Origin of the sequence: Peterkaempfera podocarpi (genome assembly GCF_042466665.1) — a bacterium.
GTDB lineage: Bacteria > Actinomycetota > Actinomycetes > Streptomycetales > Streptomycetaceae > Peterkaempfera > Peterkaempfera podocarpi.
In genome coordinates, this window is record NZ_CP162102.1 from 4,656,182 (window position 1) to 4,673,712 (window position 17,531).

Annotated in this window: 14 protein-coding genes and 1 tRNA gene; 7 read left to right on the plus strand and 8 right to left on the minus strand. The window is 74.7% G+C overall.

All coding sequences use genetic code 11. The annotated features are described in order from the left end of the window. Positions 1 to 66 precede the first annotated feature (66 nt). On the minus strand, positions 67 to 873 hold the full coding sequence (locus AB0761_RS20475; protein ID WP_377270538.1) for a nucleotidyltransferase: 807 nt from the start codon (positions 871 to 873) through the stop codon (positions 67 to 69). A 65-nt stretch (positions 874 to 938) separates the two neighbouring features. After that, positions 939 to 1,307: a nuclear transport factor 2 family protein gene (locus AB0761_RS20480; RefSeq protein WP_377270539.1), complete on the minus strand. Its 369-nt coding sequence runs from the start codon at positions 1,305 to 1,307 to the stop codon at positions 939 to 941. A gap of 110 nt (positions 1,308 to 1,417) precedes the next feature. On the opposite strand from AB0761_RS20480, the gene AB0761_RS20485 reads away from it, so the two are divergent. Together AB0761_RS20485 and AB0761_RS20490 are read left to right on the plus strand one after the other, a co-directional pair. After that, positions 1,418 to 2,323, plus strand: a complete 906-nt coding sequence (locus tag AB0761_RS20485; protein WP_377270540.1) for a LysR family transcriptional regulator — start codon at positions 1,418 to 1,420, stop codon at positions 2,321 to 2,323. A gap of 285 nt (positions 2,324 to 2,608) precedes the next feature. Continuing rightward, positions 2,609 to 3,985 carry a serine hydrolase domain-containing protein gene (locus AB0761_RS20490; RefSeq protein WP_377270541.1) on the plus strand — a complete coding sequence of 459 codons (1,377 nt, stop codon included), beginning with the start codon at positions 2,609 to 2,611 and terminating at the stop codon, positions 3,983 to 3,985. Between the two features lie 105 nt (positions 3,986 to 4,090). Here the strand turns inward: AB0761_RS20490 and AB0761_RS20495 are convergent, their stop codons facing one another. Continuing rightward, positions 4,091 to 4,702, minus strand: coding sequence for a hypothetical protein (locus AB0761_RS20495; protein ID WP_377270542.1), 612 nt, complete (start codon positions 4,700 to 4,702; stop codon positions 4,091 to 4,093). A 135-nt stretch (positions 4,703 to 4,837) separates the two neighbouring features. On the opposite strand from AB0761_RS20495, the gene AB0761_RS20500 reads away from it, so the two are divergent. Next, positions 4,838 to 5,674, plus strand: coding sequence for an SAM-dependent methyltransferase (locus AB0761_RS20500; protein WP_377270543.1), 837 nt, complete (start codon positions 4,838 to 4,840; stop codon positions 5,672 to 5,674). Between the two features lie 25 nt (positions 5,675 to 5,699). On the opposite strand, the gene AB0761_RS20505 is transcribed toward AB0761_RS20500, so the two are convergent. The 4 genes from AB0761_RS20505 to AB0761_RS20520 all read right to left on the minus strand — a co-directional run bounded on the left by AB0761_RS20505 (position 5,700) and on the right by AB0761_RS20520 (position 10,706). After that, on the minus strand, positions 5,700 to 6,962 hold the full coding sequence (locus tag AB0761_RS20505) for a PrsW family intramembrane metalloprotease (protein WP_377270544.1): 1,263 nt from the start codon (positions 6,960 to 6,962) through the stop codon (positions 5,700 to 5,702). 92 nt (positions 6,963 to 7,054) lie between these two features. Next, a complete protein-coding gene (trmB, locus tag AB0761_RS20510) occupies positions 7,055 to 7,819 on the minus strand; it encodes a tRNA (guanosine(46)-N7)-methyltransferase TrmB (protein ID WP_377270545.1) in 765 nt (254 codons plus the stop codon). Positions 7,820 to 7,940: 121 nt separating this feature from the next. Next, positions 7,941 to 9,185 (minus strand): L-2-hydroxyglutarate oxidase, encoded by a 1,245-nt coding sequence (gene lhgO / locus AB0761_RS20515; protein WP_377274230.1) that lies wholly within the window; start codon positions 9,183 to 9,185, stop codon positions 7,941 to 7,943. Between the two features lie 54 nt (positions 9,186 to 9,239). Beyond that, positions 9,240 to 10,706 carry an MFS transporter gene (locus AB0761_RS20520; protein WP_377270546.1) on the minus strand — a complete coding sequence of 489 codons (1,467 nt, stop codon included), beginning with the start codon at positions 10,704 to 10,706 and terminating at the stop codon, positions 9,240 to 9,242. Between the two features lie 568 nt (positions 10,707 to 11,274). Between AB0761_RS20520 and AB0761_RS20525 the strand changes: the two genes are divergently transcribed. The 4 genes from AB0761_RS20525 to AB0761_RS20540 all read left to right on the plus strand — a co-directional run bounded on the left by AB0761_RS20525 (position 11,275) and on the right by AB0761_RS20540 (position 15,205). Further along, on the plus strand, positions 11,275 to 13,524 hold the full coding sequence (locus tag AB0761_RS20525) for an asparagine synthase-related protein (RefSeq protein ID WP_377270547.1): 2,250 nt from the start codon (positions 11,275 to 11,277) through the stop codon (positions 13,522 to 13,524). A 123-nt stretch (positions 13,525 to 13,647) separates the two neighbouring features. Continuing rightward, positions 13,648 to 14,211 carry a universal stress protein gene (locus tag AB0761_RS20530; RefSeq protein ID WP_377270548.1) on the plus strand — a complete coding sequence of 188 codons (564 nt, stop codon included), beginning with the start codon at positions 13,648 to 13,650 and terminating at the stop codon, positions 14,209 to 14,211. Between the two features lie 94 nt (positions 14,212 to 14,305). Beyond that, positions 14,306 to 14,378, plus strand: a tRNA-Gly gene (locus AB0761_RS20535). Positions 14,379 to 14,512: 134 nt separating this feature from the next. Next, positions 14,513 to 15,205, plus strand: a complete 693-nt coding sequence (locus tag AB0761_RS20540) for a DsbA family protein (protein WP_377270549.1) — start codon at positions 14,513 to 14,515, stop codon at positions 15,203 to 15,205. Positions 15,206 to 15,384: 179 nt separating this feature from the next. Here AB0761_RS20540 and AB0761_RS20545 read toward each other — a convergent pair whose 3' ends face one another. Then, a complete protein-coding gene (locus AB0761_RS20545; RefSeq protein WP_377270550.1) occupies positions 15,385 to 17,511 on the minus strand; it encodes a sigma-70 family RNA polymerase sigma factor in 2,127 nt (708 codons plus the stop codon). Positions 17,512 to 17,531: the final 20 nt, after the last annotated feature.

Here is a 17,531-nt window from a genome sequence, read left to right on the forward strand (position 1 = left end):
ATTCCGGCGACGGCGCAGGGCGGCCGGGCCGGTACGTGCGGCCGGGCCGGTCTGTGCGGCCGGGCCTCAGGGGCGTGGGGCCTTCACGCCGTGGGTGGCCGTGTACTCGGCCGCCAGCCAGGGGGCCAGGTCGTCGAGCAGGGTGGCGATGACCGCCGGGTCGGTGGTCGGGGTGCGGGCGGTGGTGGCGGCGAGGCGCATCTGCGGGGCGCGCTCCGGGTAGTAGCGGGCGAAGATCTCGGCGGAGGCGGCGAGGTCGCTGGTCCAGCCGCCCCAGCGGGGCATCACCAGGGTGAGCCCGCTCCGGACCAGTTTGCGGGCCGCGCCCCGGCTGAGGGTGCGCAGCTCGGCTTCGGTACGGGCGCGGGCGGCCCGTTCCCGCCAGCGCGGCAGCAGCAGCGCCAGGTCGCCGTTGGTCTCACGGGCCAGCAGCGAGGTGGGGCGGTAGCGGGGGAGCCGGGCGGCGAGGTCCTCGCCGAGCAGCGGTGTGCACAGGCAGGCCAGGAACCACCCCAGGTCGTGGCGTTCCAGGTCGCTCAGCAGGGTGGCGGTGGAGAACAGCAGCACTCCCGCGCCGTCGATCTGCGGGTGGTCGGCGTCCAGGGTGGCTTCGAGGGCGTCGGCGTCGGCACGGTCGGCTGGGGTGGGCCCGTGGTGCAGCGCGAGCAGCAGGTCGAGGTCGGAGACGGCGGGCAGGGCGGTGCCGCGGGGGATGCTGCCGTAGAGATAGGCGCTGTGCAGCCGGTCCGGGCCGAAGCGCTCGGCGACCAGCGCCCGGGCGTGGTCGACGACGGGGGTGAACTCCGCGGTCACCCTGGCCAGGGAGCCCTCCCGTGCGATGTGCCCGTCGTCGTCCAGCCCAGTGGTGGTCATGGCCGCACTCTGCCGTGTGGCCCGCCGGGTGTCGAACGGATTGCGGCCGGGTCCGGGCGGGCCGGTCAGGCGGAAACCGGGCCGCTGGTGAGGGGGCGGGCGTCGAAGGCCACCCGGATACGGGTGATCAGGCCGTTCTCGACCCGGCTCCAGTTGGCCACCGGGATGGGGTCGGCAAGGCTGGTGTGCAGCTGGAACCAGGTGATCACATCGGCGCCGTCGGCGACGATCCGGTCCACCACGATGTCGGTGACGATCTGCGACATGCCCTTGATGCCCGCCACGCACTCGTCGGCGTCGGCGGCCCGGCCGAGCGGACCGCTGAAGGTGGCGTCGTCTGCGAGCAGGGCGCGGAAGGCGGCGAAGTCGCGGGCCCTCCAGGTCTCGAAGTAGGCGGCGGCGACCTGGGCGGGGGTGGCGGTGGTGGCGGTCATCGCTTCGTTCCTTCCGGTGCGGGCTCGGCGGCTTGCCGTACTGCCATCCTCCGACCGGGGCCGATCATAAGTCCAAGAGCTGGATCTTCTCGTTGCTAGCATGGCTGATTATGGAACTTCGCCAGCTGGAGTACCTGGTCGCCGTCGTCGAGGAGGCCAACTTCACCAGGGCGGCCGACCGTCTGCATGTGGCGCAGCCGGGCGTCAGCGCGCAGATCCGCAAGCTGGAGCGGGAGCTCGGCCAGGAGCTGCTGGACCGGTCGGGACGGTCCGTGCGGCCCACCGAGGCGGGTGCCGCCGTCCTCCCGTACGCCAGGGCCGCGCTCGCCGCCGTCGCGGGTGCCCGCCAGGCCGTGGACGAGCTCACCGGCCTGGTGCGCGGCCATGTCACGGTCGGTACGGTCACCTCCCTCGGCCCGGCGGTCGACCTGCCCGCCCTGCTGGCCCGCTTCCATCAGGACCACCCCGCGGTGGAGATCGGCCTCATCGAGGACACCTCGGAGCGGCTGGCGCAGCAGGTGGCCACCGGAGGTGTCGACCTGGCCGTGCTGAGCCTGGCCGACGGGCCGCCACCGGCCGGGCTGGGGGTCCAGGTCATCCTGGACGAGGCCCTGGTGGTGGCCGTGGGCCGCGACGACCCGCTGGGCGCCCGCGACACCGTCCCGCTGCGCTCTCTTGCCGACCGCACCCTGATGAGCCTGCCGCCCGGCACCGGGCTGCGCGGCATCCTGGACCGCGCCTGCGCGGCCGCGGGCTTCCGGCCCCGGATCGCCTTTGAGGCCGGCGACCCCAATGTGCTGGCCCAGCTGGCCGCGCGAGGGCTGGGCGCGGCCGTCGTCCCGGAGTCCCTGGCCCGCTCCTGTGCCGACCGGCTGCACACGGTGCGGATCATCCGTCCGGCGCTGCGCGGCCGCCTCGCCCTCGCCTGGCGCGCGGACGGCCCGGTCGGCCCGGCGGCCCGCGCACTGGTCCGGCAGGCTCGCGCGACCCTGCCGGGAAGCCGAGCCGACGACTGATCAGGGGCGGCACGGACGGCCCCGGAGTCGGTGCGTTCGACCGTCTGTCATGAGCGGCTTCCCGGGCTCCCGGTAGGCGGATCGGCGCGGCCGCCCCGGCCGGGCTGCGTCCGTCCGTGGGGTCCGGTGCACCCGGTCGGGCCGGGTGACAACCCGGATGGGCCTCTGCGGCATCGGCTCGCGTCGCCGCGCGCAGACAGGCCACTTACGTTGATCGTGCCGCCCTCACCGCCGGATCGGTGCTGCCGGGCCGCATCCAGCAGCGTCCCCGAGGAGGAAGCCCCCATGATGCGCATATCCGAGATCCGGCCCGCGCGAAGGCTGCGCCGCACCACCGCCGCAGCCGCACTCACCGCCGCGGCCCTGGGCCTGTCGGCGTGCGCGGAGGGGATGGCCCCGGCATCCGCCCCGGCCGGAAGCAACGCACCGGCGGCCGCGGCGGCCCCCGGTGGCGACTCGGTCAAGGTCGGCTCTGGCAAGGTCGGCTCCGGCAAGGTCGGCTCCGGCAAGGTCGGCGCGCTCGGCTGCGAAACCGGCAAGGGCCACGGCCGCAGCCAGGTGTGCAAGCTCACTCCGGCCCTGGCCGCAAAGCTGGACCAGGCCGTCCGAAGGGTGCTGGCCGAGGCCGACCTGCCGGGCGCGGTGGTGGGTCTGTGGACGTCCGGGGGCCGGTACGTCCGCGCTTTCGGCGTCTCCGACATGGCGACCCGCCAGCCCATGAACGCCCGGCTCCGCTTCCGGATCGGCAGCATCACCAAGACCTTCACCGTCACCGCTCTGCTGGAGCTGGTGGACCGGCACAAGGCCCGGCTGGACGACCCGGTCTCCCGGTATGTCAGCGGTGTCCCCGGCGGCGACCGCATCACCCTGCGCCAGCTGGCCGAGATGCGCAGCGGCCTGTTCTCCTACACCGAGGACCCGGGCTTCGACCACGACCTCAAGGCCGACCCCCAGCGCGCCTTCTCCCCGCGCCAACTGCTTGCCTATGCCTTCAAGCACCCGGCGATCGCCAAGCCCGGCACGGTGTTCCAGTACTCCAACACCAACACGGTGCTGCTCGGCCTGGTGGTGGAGAAGCTGAGCGGCGGTCCGCTCGGCGCGTATCTGCGGGCGCGGGTCTTCAAGCCCGGCCGGCTCCGGCACACCACCTTCCCGGCCACGGCGGAGTTCCCGAAGCCGCATGCCGACGGGTACACCGTGCAGTCCGTCAACGGCGAGCTGGCGAACGCCACCGACTGGAACCCCTCCTGGGGCTGGTCCGCGGGGGCTGCCATCTCCGACCTGGACGACATGCACACCTGGGCGCGTGCTCTCGCCAAGGGCTCGCTGCTCAAGCGCGCCACCCAGGCCCAGCGGCTGAAGCTGCTGCCCACCGGCTACCCCGGCACGGGGTACGGGCTCGGCATCTTCGGCGTCAACGGGTGGATCGGCCACAACGGTTCGCTGCCGGGCTACGAGAGCGTGGCGATGTACCTCCCGTCGGCCAAGGCCACCCTGGTGGTGCTGGTCAACACCGATGTGCTGCACAAGGGCGCCCAGCCGAGCACCCTGCTTGCCGAGGCGGTCACCGCGATCGCGACGCCGAAGAACGTCTACTCGCTGCCCGCCGCGCCGACGGCCGCCGCTCCCAGGCCGAGCTCCACCGCGACTCTGCACGGCTGACAAGCAACGGGACAGACAACCGATGACCGACCACGGCTGACACGCAGACCGGTCGCGGGGGCCGCCGCCGGAGTCGGCGGCGGCCCCCGCGACCGATCCGCAGACTCAGGAGGCGGGGCCTGCGGGCACAGCGGTGGACACCGGTGAGTCGACCGCGTCGATGACCGCCCTGACCAAGTCGATCAGGCTGGAGGCGATGGAGTCGACCACCTTCTCCAGAGCGCCGCCCTGGTCCTCGGAGCGCACCGTCGACAGCAGTGCCCGCACCTGCTTCTTCAGCTCGGCGACGGCCTGCTGGACCGTCGGGCCGGACGTCCGGCCCTGGACGCCGTTGCGGTCACGGGTCGGCATGCCCTGCCCGGCGGGCCGGCTGGGCTTGGCACCGGCCTTGTCCAGCAGCTCCTGGGCCGCATTGCCCAGCTCGGTGGCGTTCTGCTGCACCTCGGCGGTGTCCGCCCCCCGCTTGGCGTTGGTGACCAGGTCGCGCACTCCCCGGGTGACATTGCCGAGCGAGGCCAGCACATCGACGGTGCGGACGGCATCGGTCCGGTTCGAGGCGACGGGGCGGTTGGGGCCGCTCGGGCCACCCGGGGCGGAGGGGCGGGGCGCCGGTGCGGGGCCCCGGTCGGCGGTGGCGATGGCCACCCCGGCGCCGGCGGTCAGGGTGCCCGCGAGCAGAGCACCGGTGAGTACGGCGGCAAGCCGTCGGTTGCGCATGGCAGAACCTTTCGGAGGAGAGTTGCTCCCTCCAGCCATGACACGGCCGGTCACGCTCCGCAATCGGAGCGCCGCCGTCCGTGGTATCCGGCACCGCCCGCCAGCCGCCGCCGGGGTGGTCATACCCTGAGGTCCATGACGGACCGGAGAGCAGTCCCGACCGGGGTGGGGCGGACGGCGCTGGGGGTTGCGGCGGCGAGGGCACGGGAGAGCCTGCGGCCCGACCGCCTCTTCGACGACCGCTACGCGGCGGCCTTTGTGGCCGCCGCGGGATGGCCTGAGCAGCGCCCGGAGGAGCGGTCCGACGATCCGCCGGAAGGCCAGGCGATGTTCCATCACCTGGTGATCCGCACACGGTTCTTCGACGACCTGCTGCTTGCCGCCGCGGCGGACGGCTGCCTGCAGGTGGTGCTGCCGGCCGCCGGTCTGGACACCCGCGCCTTCCGGCTGCCGTGGCCCGACGGCACCGTGCTCTACGAGATCGACCTCCCCGAGATGCTGGCCTTCAAGGAGCGGGTGCTTGCCGACCAGCAGGCACGCCCGGTCTGCCGGCGTACCGTGCTGCCCGCCGACCTGAGGGAGGGCTGGGGTGACCAGCTGGTGGCGGCGGGCTTCGATCCGGGTGCCCGCACGGTGTGGCTCGCCGAGGGGCTGCTCATCTATCTGTCGGCTTCGGAGGCGGCGGACCTGCTCACCGCCGTCGGCGCCCTCTCCGCCCCCGGCAGCAGGCTCTCCTTCACCCACCCCGTCCCCGACAGCGCGGTGGTGCGCCGGACCCTTGCGACGCCCTCGATGTCAGGGCTGGCCGCCCTGTGGCAGGGCGGCCTGGGCGAGGACCCGTCCGACTGGCTGGCCGGGCACGGCTGGCAGCCCGAGTTCCACAACCGCTCCGCACTGGCCGCCGCTTACGGGCGCCCCGGCAGCAGCGGGTCCCGCGGCGGCTTCTACAGCGCTGTGCGGCTGCCCGGCTGAGCCGCGCGGCGTCCGGGGCCGGGCCTCAGAGCGGGGCGTCAGGAGCCGGCCCGGCGGGCGCCCACGGTGGCGGCGGCGGCAGTGCGACCCGGGCCATCACCGAAGCCGCGTAAGGGCGGTGGGCCGAAAGACGGCGCAGCAGCTCGGACTCCCGCAGGGTGAACTCGCCGGTCGGGGTGGTGCCCCGCTCCGCGCTGCGCCGCAGCTGCGCCAGGGCGGTGGCCAGCGCGATGTACTCGGTCATCGCCTGGCCGCCGGCAGGGCCGTACAGCGCCCGTGCCTGCCGCCGCGCCCGGCGGCGCAGTCGCATGACGGACAGCGCCTCGGGTTCTCCCGGTCCCAGCCATCCCGACCAGGCGTACAGCGGGAGTTGACTGGCGATCACCATCAGCTCCTCGCAGCGTGACCAGACCGACAGGCCGATCAGACCGGCGAAGGCCGGCATCATGCAGACCCCGTACACCAGCAGGAAGCCCCCGGTGCCCAGCCCCGCGGCAGCGTTCCAGACACCGTGCAGGGCGACCGCGGCCAGCCAGCCGGCCGGCGGGGCCGCCACCCGCACCAGGGGGTGGCGGGCCAGGGCCGCGGCACCCAGGCCGATCCCGATCAGGGCGGTGAACAGCGGGTGGGCGAACGGCGACAGCACTCCGCGCAGCAGAAAGGTGTAGACGGTGCCGTCCATGCCGTCGCCGGCCGCCCGGTCCTCGGTGTAGGAGCGGCCCAGATAGAGGACGTTCTCGGTGAAGGCGAAACCGCAGGCGGTGAAGCCGGCCAGCACGATGCCATGGGTGAGGGAGTCGGCGTACCGCCGCCGCAGCAGGAACATCAGCAGCACCGCGGTGCCCTTGCAGCTCTCCTCGACCAGCGGCGCGACCACCGCGGAGCCGATCGTCTCGCCCCGCGGGCCCTGGTGCGAGGCCAGCAGATCGGACGTCCAGCTGTTGGCCAGGATGGCGACCAGAGTCGCGGCGCAGGAACCCCAGGCGAAGCAGAAGAGCAGTGCCCGCGGCGGCAGCGGCGCCACCCGGTCCAGCCAGACCAGCACACCCAGCACCAGGGGCACCGGCAGTACCGCCAGTCCCAAGCCGACCAGAAAGCCGGGCGGACCGGTCTGCCGCTCCACCATCGCCAGGATCGCCACCCCGCACAGCGTCAGCGCGACCGCAGCCGCCGCCAGTCGCGCCCCGCGGCCGACCACCGGCAGGCGCAGGCGCGCGGCAGCCCCGCGCTGCGGCCCGGGCTGCGCGGAGGGCCACGGAAGGACGGGCTGCGGGCTGCTCACCCCCATGACCATAGGGGACCGGGCATCCACCGGACAGGCCTTCGTACCACTCTGGGTGGCGTGCGTCGTACCGTCGGTGACGGTTCGGGTGCGCCGGGTCAGCGCCGCCGGAACAGCAGGTCGTGCACCACATGCCCCTTGGCCAGGCCCTGCCGCTCGAACTTGGTCACCGGGCGCCACGCGGGACGCGGCGCATAACCGGGCGTGCTGCCGTCCTCCAGCACCGTGCCGTCACCCTCGGGATGGAGATTCACCAGCTCGGGGGAGGCCGACAGCACCTCCAGCATCTGCTCCGCGTACGGCTCCCAGTCGGTCGCGCAGTGCACCACCGCTCCCGGTGCCAGCCGGGAGACCGCCAGCGCCGTGAACTCCGGCTGGATCAGCCGCCGCTTGTGGTGCTTGCTCTTGGGCCACGGGTCCGGGAAGTACACCCGCAGACCGGCCAGCGTGCCCGGCGCCAGCATGTCCCGCAGCAGCACGACCGCGTCACCGGCGGCCAGCCGGACGTTCTCCAGACCGTCCCGCTCCACGGCGGTGAGCAGATTGCCGTGGCCGGGCGTGTGCACATCCACGGCCAGCACCCCGGTGGACGGGTCGGCCGCCGCCATCGCCGCGGTGGTCTCGCCCATGCCGAAGCCGATCTCCAGCACCACCGGCAGCCCGCCGTCGCCGAACAGCGCCGGGAGATCCAGCGGCGAGCCGTCGATCGATGTCCCGTACTCCGCCCACAGCCGCTCCAGGGCGTCGCCCTGGGTGGCGCTCATCCGGCCGCGGCGCGGATGGAACGAACGGATCCGCCGCTCCCGGTGCTGCTCGGGCGTGGCGGTGTGCGGGTACGGGCGGGAGGCGGTGGAGGAAGTCACAGTCCCCCCATCCTACGGGCGCGCCGCCGGAGCCCGGCTGCCCGCGGACCGCTCCACCGGCGGCGGACAGCCCCGGCATTCGTCCCGCCCGAGGGGCCCGGCGGCGCCGGCGGTCCCCCGGTCAGCAGCCGGCAGCGTCCAGCGCGGCCAGTGCCCTCCTGGCCACCTCCCGGCCGATCGGCAGGGACGCCGTCGCCGCCGGGGACGGGGCGTTGAGCACATGCACCAGACGCGAGGACGCGGCGGCCTTGGCGTCCGGGTCGAAGCCGGCGAAGGCGAAGTCGTCCAGCAGGGTGCCGTCCCTCGCCACCGCCTGGGCCCGCACCCCCGCCGCCGCGGGCACCAGGTCAGCCGCCGCCACCTCCGGCAGCAGCCGCCGCACCGCCGAGGTGAACGCCCGCTTGGACAGCGAACGGTGCAGCTCCCCCACCTCGTACCGCCAGTGCCGCCGTGCGATCCGCCACGCCCCGGGGAACGCCACCGTCCCCGCCACGTCCCGCAGCCGCACCGTCCGCCAGTCGTAGCCCTCCCTGGCCAGCGCCGGCACGGCGTTGGGGCCCACGTGCACATCGCCGTGCACCCCCCGGGTCAGATGCACCCCCAGGAAGGGGAACGCCGGATCCGGCACCGGGTACACCAGTCCCCGCACCAGGTCCCGCCGCTCCTCCGCCAGCTCGTAGTACTCGCCGCGGAACGGCACGATCCGCACCCCCGGGTCGTCCCCGGCCAGCCGCGCCACCCGGTCACTGTGCAGCCCCGCGCAGTTGACCAGCACCCCGGCCCGCAGCTCGGAGCGCTGCGTCAGTACGGTCACCCCGTCCCGCCGGTGGTCGATCCCGCGGGCCTCCTCCGCGGGCCGCAGCCACACCCCGGCCCGCTCCGCCAGCCCGGCCAGCGTCCGGGCCACCGCGGGGAAGTCGCAGATCCCGGTCGACCCCACGTGCAGCCCCGCCACGCCGGTGACATGCGGCTCGTACTCGGTGATCTGCGCCGAGCCCAACTCCCGCACCGGGATGCCGTTCTCCCGTCCCCGCTGCGCCAGCGCATGCAGCCGGGGCAGCTCCTCGCGGTCCACGGCCACGATCAGCTTGCCGGTGACCTCGTGCGCGATGCCGTGCTCGCGGCAGAAGTCCACCATCTCCGCCGCCCCGTGGACCGCGAAGCGGGCCTTGAGCGACCCGGGCCGGTAGTAGACCCCGCTGTGGATGACCCCGCTGTTGCGTCCGGTCTGGTGCGACGCCAGGAAGTCCTCCTTCTCCAGCACCCCCACCGCCAGCCCCGGACGCTCCCGTACCAGCGCATACGCCGTCGCCAGTCCGACGATCCCGCCGCCGACCACCAGCACGTCGTAGTCGTACGCCACCAGGCCCCCCTTCCGTCCCCGAGATCGTGCCACGGCCCCGGGGGCCGGTCGAGGCCGCTACGCCGGGGCTGCGAGTACCAGCCTTGCCCGCTCCTCCAGCTCCCGCACCGCCCGCTCCGCACGGAACGGCTCCAGCCGCCGCAGCATCTCGAGCACATACTCCCGGGTGCGCTGCGAGGAGATCCGCCCCGCCACATCCACCGCACGTGCCCCGGCCGCCACCGCGGCATCCAGCTCCCCGGCCTCCGCCTCCGCCATCGCGGACACCACCAGACGCAGCCCGTGCGACCGTACGAACCCCTCCGTGGGCCGGGCCAGCGCCTCCCTGGTGAACTGCCGCACCTTGGCCGGCACCCCCAGATCCCGGAAGCACTCCGCCGCATCCGCCGCCAGCCGGTCGTAGGAGTAGAAGTCGATCCAGGCGGGATCCGCGTCCCCGGCGCGCGAGCGCTCCAGCCACGACTCCGCCGCCGCCAGCGCCGCCGCGCAGGGCCCGGCGCTCCCGGCCCTGGCATGCGCCCGCGCCTCCACCAGGTGGAAGAAGCTCATCGTCCGCGCGGTGGCCAGCCCGCGGTTGCGCTCCAGCGCCGCCTGTGCCAGATCCACGCCCTCGTCGGAGAAGCCCCGATAGGTCGCCTGCAGCGACATCGACGCCAGCACGTACCCGCCCAGCGGCACATCCGCCGCCGCCCGGGCCAGCCGCAGCGCCTGGATGTAGTACCGCTGCGCCGCCTCGTGCTGCCCCGTGTCGAATGCCATCCACCCGGCCAGCCGGGTCAGTTCCGCCGTCGCCCCGAACAGCGCCCGCCCCACCTCGTCGCTGTACGAGGCCAGCAGCAGCGGTGCGGCCTCCACCCGCAGGCAGTCCGGCACCATCGACGAACGCCAGTCCCCGCCGCCGTACTTGGAGTCCCACCGCCGGGCCTCCTGCGCCGCCTCCCGCAGCTTCGCCGCGTCGGCATGGCCCACCCGGTACGAGGACAGCTCGGCCGGCGAGGCCGCCGCCGTCAGCAGGGAACCGCCGTGGCCCGCCACCGTCGCGTCCCGCGCCACCGAGCCGTCGGCCGGCGTTATCAGCCAGCGGGAGACCGGTGTCGCGTACGCGGCCACCGAGAACGTCCCCGTGAGGCTGTCGCTCCAGCGGCCGCCGCCGGGCCCGCGGCGGTTCTCCAGGTCGACCTTCCACAGGTCCGTGGCGGTCCGCACCGCCTCCGGGACCTCCCTCGGGAAGGCCAGCCCCACCTCGGGTGCCGGGTCGGTGTCGCCCAGCCCGATCTCCTCCAGCGGCACCGGACGGCCGAGCTTGCCGCCGATCGCGCTGGCGATCAGATGCGGCACCGGTCCCTGCGGCACCATGCCCTTGGTCACCCAGCGGGCCACCGACGTCTTGTCGTAGCGCAGCGTCAGACCCCGCTGGGCGCCGAGGTCATTGACCCGCCGCGCCAGTCCGGCATTGCTGATCCCGGCCAGGGACAGCAGCGTGCCGAGCTTCTCGTTCGGTCCCCGCGGGCTGCTGATGGTCAACCCTGCCACCCCCTCGGCACTGACGCTCCGACAGCCTTGGCACACCCAGAGTAGTTCGGTGCCTCCCGACGGTTAAGAGTCTCCATTCCGGATGGCGAGATTGCGCGCTTTTCCGGCTGCTTGCCGGTTGTGCGGGCATGTGCCGGAGCGCGACATGTCGCTACGTCAGGTGACCGGGCGATCACCCGTGCTCCCGTGGCGTGTAGACGTGCGCCTGCCCGTGCGACCTGTGCAGTCCGCCGGAGCGGCGCTTCGCTGGACGGTGTGGGTCGGCCCATCGTCCGAGGACCCGGTGGGCCGGGGGACGCCGCCGCCTCATTCCCCGCGGGCGGCGGACCGGCTCGGGGGGCGTGCGGACGCCCTCCCGGGCTTGCGTTTTCAGCCCCCAGTCGCCGGTCCGGGCCATGGAGGGGGAGGCCCGGGCCGGCTCCACACATCCGCTCTGCACGGATTGTGATGGTTCATCACCACATGACGCATAGTCCGTCCGCGTCCACACCGCAGATCTCCCGCACCACTGGTGGCACGATGGTGCCGACGGGGGGAATCCGGTTCCCGTGGAGGCGCGATGCGGTGGTTGGCGGGCTGGAGCGGGGGCGTGCCGGGCGCGGGCGCGCAGTCGTACGGGCCCGCCGCAGACCCCCTGCGCACCGTGCGTCCCATCGCCGCCCGGCTGCTGTGGCCCGGCCCCGATCCGCTGTGGGCAGTGGGCGACTGGCGCCCCGACGAGATCCGGCTGGTCACCCTGCCGTCCGGCGGCACCCCCGAGACCACCGGCGGCTTCCCGGACATTCCCCAGGACCCGGACGCGTCCGTCCCGCCCGCCCGCCGGTCCGCCCCCACAGTCCGCCTGGCCGTCGTCGGCCGCTGCGGCGCCTCCGACGCCGAGCTGCGCTCCGGCCTCGCCGCCGCCCGCGGCGGAGCCCTCCGCCACCTCACGGCATGGCCCGGCAGCTACACCGCCGTCCTCCAGTTCGGCACCCGTACCGTGCTGCTCACCGATCTGGCCGGGGCTCAGCCCGCCTTCCACACCCCCTGGTGCGGCGGAACCGCCTATGCCACCGCCGCACTGCCCCTGGCCGACCTGGTCGGCAGCGACCTGGACGCCCTTCACCTGGCCGCCCGCCTCGCCTGCCCCGAGGTGCCCGAGGCGATCGGCACCGGCACCCCCTACCGCCATGTCCACCGGGTGCCGCCCGCCCACTCCCTCTCCATCCGCTCCGGCCGTGCGCAGACCGCCTCGTACGACGCCCCGGCGCCCAGTGCGGGCGGACCCGCCCAGCTCACCGAGGCCCCGGCGGTACGCGAACTCACCCGCTCCCTGCTGGAGGCCGTGCGCTGCCGTATCCGCAGCACCCCGGAGGCGGGCGACGGCGCCCCGCCGCGCCCCCGGATCGGCGCGGACCTCTCCGGCGGCACCGCCTCCACCACCCTCGCCCTGCTCGCGGCCGCCACCCCCGCGGTCCGCCGGCCCCGCCCCGCCCCCGCGGACCCGCCCGGCCACCATGACCCCGGCCCCTTCCGGGCGGCCGACCTGGCCGCCCCCGCCGCGGGCTGGCACAGCCCGGTCGCCGGCGGCGCCGCCCCGACCCCCCGCAGCGGCGCCGTCAAGGGCTCCTGGGCGCGCCCCGCGGACCCCGACCCCGAGCACATCATCCTCACCGCGGTCACCTTCGCCGACCCCCGCACCCGCGGCCTGGCCGCGGCGGCGCCCGGCCTCCACCACACCGTGGTGCCCGCGACCCCGGAGTCCCTTCCCTACGCGGACCTCGCCGACGACCCGCTGGCCGGACCGCTCACCGACGAACCCGGCCCCGCCCTGATCGAGGCCCCCGCGATACGCGCCCGCCTCGCCGCCGGCGGGGCCGACCACCTCACCGGCTACGGCGCCCGCCAGGCCCTGGACGGACACCCCGCCCGCCTCGCGGACCTGGTCCGGGACCACCGCCGCCGCGACCTGATCCGTCCCGTCGCCGCCCTGGCCCGCGCCGACACCGCCGCCGAAGGCCCGTTCACCGGCGCCCTGGGCACACCTGTCTCCGTCTTCCGCGCCGCCCGCCGGCTGGCCCGCGCCCCCTATGCGGACGCCCTCGAGGACGCCGCCGTCCATCTCATCGCCCGCCGCGGACCGGCCGCCGCCACCAGCCCCGGCCATGCCTCCACCGCCGCTCTGACGTGGTGTGTGCCGGGCCCGGCCGCCCGCTGGCTCTCCGACGGTGCGCTCTCCGCCGTGGCTGTGCGCCTCCGGCTCGCGGCCCGCGGCCCGGCCCCGTCCGAGCGGCCCGGTGAGCGCCGCGCCCGGTTCGCCCTGCACCGCCATGCCGCCGCGTACCGGACCCTGGTCCATGCCGCGGAGCAGTACGGCCAGCGCCTGCACGCCCCCTTCCTGGACAACCAGGTGGTCCGGGCCGGCCGGCTCGTCCCGGACGGACTCCGGGTGCAGCCCCGGGCCCGGCACACCCTGCTGCGGGCCGTGCTGGCCGGCGCCGGCATCGCGGACCTGCCGGCGGACTGGGGCGCGGCCCAGCGTCCCGACCCCGCCACCACCCGGGCCGGGCTGCGGCATGCCGCCGACGGGCTCACCGAGCTCTTCCGGGCCCCGCTCCTGGCCGAACTCGGGCTCATCGACCTCCCGGCGGTCCAGCGCGCCCTCGGCCATGCCGCCGACGGCACCGTTCCGGTCCCGCTGGACGGCCTTGCCGACCTGGTCTCCACCGAGCTCTGGCTGCGCCGCTACAGCGCGCGCCATCCCGGCTCCTGCTGGACCGGGATGCCCCTCGCCGCCCGCCGGGCCGTCGCGGCGCACCCGGCGGGGTGAGCCCGGCAGGGCGGGGCGCCGGGAGTCGCAGTCGAGCCGGCCGCGGCCGACTCGACAGGCCGCCTAGGTTGCATATCCGATTGAATGGGACAAAACCCTCAGCGAGAACGAAGGGCGTCCCTCATGGCCATTCCCCATGACCCGGCGGAGCGTGCCGCCCTGCCGGTGTCGGAGCAGCCCCCGAACTCGCCGCCGGCCCCCGGCATCCTCGCCGCCGTGGACGGCTCCGACGGTTCGCTGTGGGCGCTGGACCGCGCCATGACCGAAGCCGAGCTCTTCGGTCTCCCCCTCTACGCCCTCGCCGTGGTCAACCCGTCCCCCGGCGGCTACACGCTCGGCATGGCCGACATCGTCCAGGAGGGCGTGGAGCGCCTGCTGGTGACCATGCGGGACAGCCTGCGCCGCAGTGTGGCCACCGTCCAGGACGCCCGCGTCCGGCCGTACGCCGGACCGATCTCCCTCCATGTGGTGCTCGGCAATGTGGTCGAGACCGTTCTCGCCGCCAGTGCCCACCACCACACCCTGGTGATGGGCACCCGCGGCAACGGCGGCTTCGCCCGGCTCCTCCTCGGGTCGGTCAGCACCGCGGCCGTCCACCACGCCGCGTGCCCGGTACTGATCGTCCCCGCCCCGCCGGAACCCGCGGGCGGCGCGGCCGACACGGCAAGTGCGGCCACGCCTGACTGACCAGGCAACTCTCCCGGGCCTCCCCGAGTTTGAGGCTTCGCCGGAATCCGCTAGAGTTCAGATGTCGCCGAGGAAAGGTTTCTTCGGAGGACATGCGGATGTAGCTCAGTTGGTAGAGCGAAACCCCTCCAGGGTTTAGGTCGTAGGTTCGAGCCCTGCCGTCCGCTCGGCATCGCAGTGAGAGGGCCCCGAGGTGCAAACCCCGGGGCCCTCCTGCATGTCCGCCACCGGAAATAGCACCGGACCCGCAGACGTTGCCCAGCTGCGTACACATGTGCCCAGCCCGAGGACGGACGCCCCCATGAAGGTCGAGATCTACTCCGACATCGCCTGCCCGTGGTGCTACGTCGGCAAGCGCCGCTTTGAGCGAGCCCTCGCCGCCTACCCCGCCGCGGACACCGTCGAGGTGGTCTACCGGCCCTACCAGCTCGTCCCTGAGGCGTCCCCGCAGGCAGAACCGCTGGAGCCGGTACTGCGCCGCAAGTTCGGCGACCGGATCACCGAGATGAACGGGCGGCTCGCCGAGATCGGCCTCCGTGAGGGCATCGCCTTCGACTTCGCAGCAGCCCAGTCCGTCAACACCCTGCTCGGCCACCGGCTGCTGCACCTGGCCGAGACCGAGTACGGCACCACCGTCCAGGCAGCCCTGAAGAACGCCCTGCTGCACGCCTACTTCGTCGACGGCGGCAATGTCGGCGACGCCGGACAGCTCACCGAGCTGGCCGTCACCGCCGGCCTGGACCGCGACCGCGTCACCGCCTACCTGGCCTCCGACGAGGGCACCGCCGAGGTGCAGGACCGGATCGCCGAGGCCCGGGCGATGGGCGTCACCGCGGTCCCGACCTTCGTCTTCGAGGGCAAGTGGAAGGTCGAGGGCGCCCAGGAGGCCTCGACGTTCCTCCAGATCCTGGAGCAGATCTCCGCGGAGACGGCGGCCACCGCCGCCGCGCCCTCGACCGCCGACGACTGCGCCGACGGCAGCTGCGCGATCTGACCACCGCGGCGCTTCACGGCTTCACGGCTTCACGGCTTCACGGCTTCACCGCTTCACGGCTTCACGGCTTCACGGCTTCACGGCTTCACCGCTTCACGGCTTCACCGCTCCATGACGCCACCGCTACGACGACCCCGGCGGCTGCTCTCCTGCCAGGGCCGGCCCCGCAATTCCCGCCCCTAGCAGGAGAGCCGGGCATCGGCCCAGTCCGCGAGGTCCGCCAACCGCCGCCCGGGGCCGTCGTGGCCGGCCGGCCGTACCGTCAACCGCACTGCCCGCAGACCGGCCAGCGGGACATGCACCGGCAGCGCGGCGTCGCCGCCGTGGACCGGCGCGGAGGTCCAGAGGGTCCCGCCGTCACGGTCCGCCACCGTGAACACCACGGTGCCCAGCCCATGCGTCATGTCGTCCACACCCGCCACGGCGTCGAAGGCGGAGCAGGGGCGGTTGAGGGCGATGACCACCGTCGACGGCGCCCGCACCGTGATGCCGTGGGTGTGGCCGACGCCGCCGATCCGAAGGTGGTGGCGCGGCCAGAACCAGTCGCTCACCGATCCCTGCACGGTCGGCGCGTCGCCCGGCCCGAACCCGCCGTACCGCAGCTGGTTCAGCCAGTAGTCCACCTCGGGCGGCGACGGGGGAGTGGGGGTCGTGGGGGGCGGGGTGGGCGTCGGCGTGGGCGCAGCCGTCGGAGGCACGGACGGGGACGGCCTGGGCGGCTCGGTGGGGCGGGCGGCGGTCCTGGAAGGTGTCGCCGCCGGGGGAGGGGGCGGTGGCGCGGAGTGCGCCGTCGTCGTCCGGTCGGGGGCCGGTGCCGGCGTACGCACCGGTGCGGGTGTCGACGGGTGGCCCGGATCCGGCCCGGGGGAGGGACCGGTTCGCGGCGGCTCCGGGGAGGGCATCGCCTGGGACACCGCCGGCCTGGGCACCGCCCGCGCCGGCGGGGTCGGGGAGGTGCCGCCCGACAGTGCGTAGACCACCACCGCTGCGGCGGCCGCCATCGTCACGGTCACCGCCACGGCCGCCTTGACCGCGGCGCCCACACCCTCTCCGGCCACCGCGGCGGACCCGCCGCCCGAACCACCGGCGCTCCCGGCCGCCGCACCGCCGGCCGCGGCCCCACTGGCGGTGCTCCCGGTCGCGGTGCCGCCGGCGACCGCCCCGCCGGCGACCGCCGCTCCACCCGCGACCGTCGCCGCGGCCGTGAAGTAGCCGGCGCCGACCCAGACCAGTACGCCTCCGGGCAGCACCGCCCGCAGCCCCGTACTGAGGTCCACCAACTCCAGATAGGCCGCCGAGCAGCGGTCGCACTCCTTGAGGTGTGCGCCCACCTCTGCCGAGGCCCGCTTGCGCAGCGCCCCCCGGGCGTAGGCGCCCAGCCGGTCGGCATGCCGTCGGCAGGAGTCGTCCTGCACCGAGGACACATGCGCCTGAAGGAACGCCGTCGCCAGCCGGTCGCGCGCCCGGTGCGCCTGCACCGCCGTGGCATTGGCCGTCTTGCCGAGCAGCACCGCCACCTGCTTGGGCGTCTCCCGCTCGACCTCGGTGTGCCACAGCACCATGCGGTCGTCCTCCGGCAGCGCGACGAACGCCCGCAGCACCATGCGCCGGTCGGACTTGGCCATCACCCAGACGTCCGCCCCGGGATCGGTGATGTCCAGACGCTCCTTGGCCGCGGAGCTCGACGTGAAAGCGGTGAAGTCCTCGACCAGTTGCTCACGGCGCTCGCTCCGCGTCCACGCCGCCGCGACATTGCGCACCGCCGTCAGCAGATAGGCGCGCACCGCGAGGTCCGGGCCGCGCCCGGCCCGCAGCGCCTGCAGCGTACGGGCGAACACCTCGCCCGCCAGATCCTCGGCGGTGAAGTTGTCCCGGCAGCAGGTCCGCGCATAGCGGCGCACGGCATCCGCATGGCGCCGGTACAGCTCCTCGTACGCACCGTCGTCACCGGCCCGGACCATGGCGGTCAACTCGGCGTCGGAGGGCGGGATTTCACCGTCCACGGGATCGGCCGGGGCCGGCACGGCAGGGACGGCCCCGGCGGCGGGCGCCTCAGGGGCGGCCGCCGCCGACGTCACTCCGCCGAACCCGGCGGGAGCCTGCCCGGGCACCCGGGGCGCACCGGCGGCATCCGGACCGGCCGGCTGCTCCATCCCGGGCGGCCAGCCCTGGCCGGGGACCTGGCCCGGTACCTGGGCGGCGTGGCCGGGAACCTGTCCCGGGCCCGGCAGCCGGCCGCCGGGCCCGTCACCGGCTGCGCCGTCGCCCTCACCGAGATCGGGCCGGTCCGGGTCGTCGGCGTTCACAGCTGCCGCCCCGCCGTACT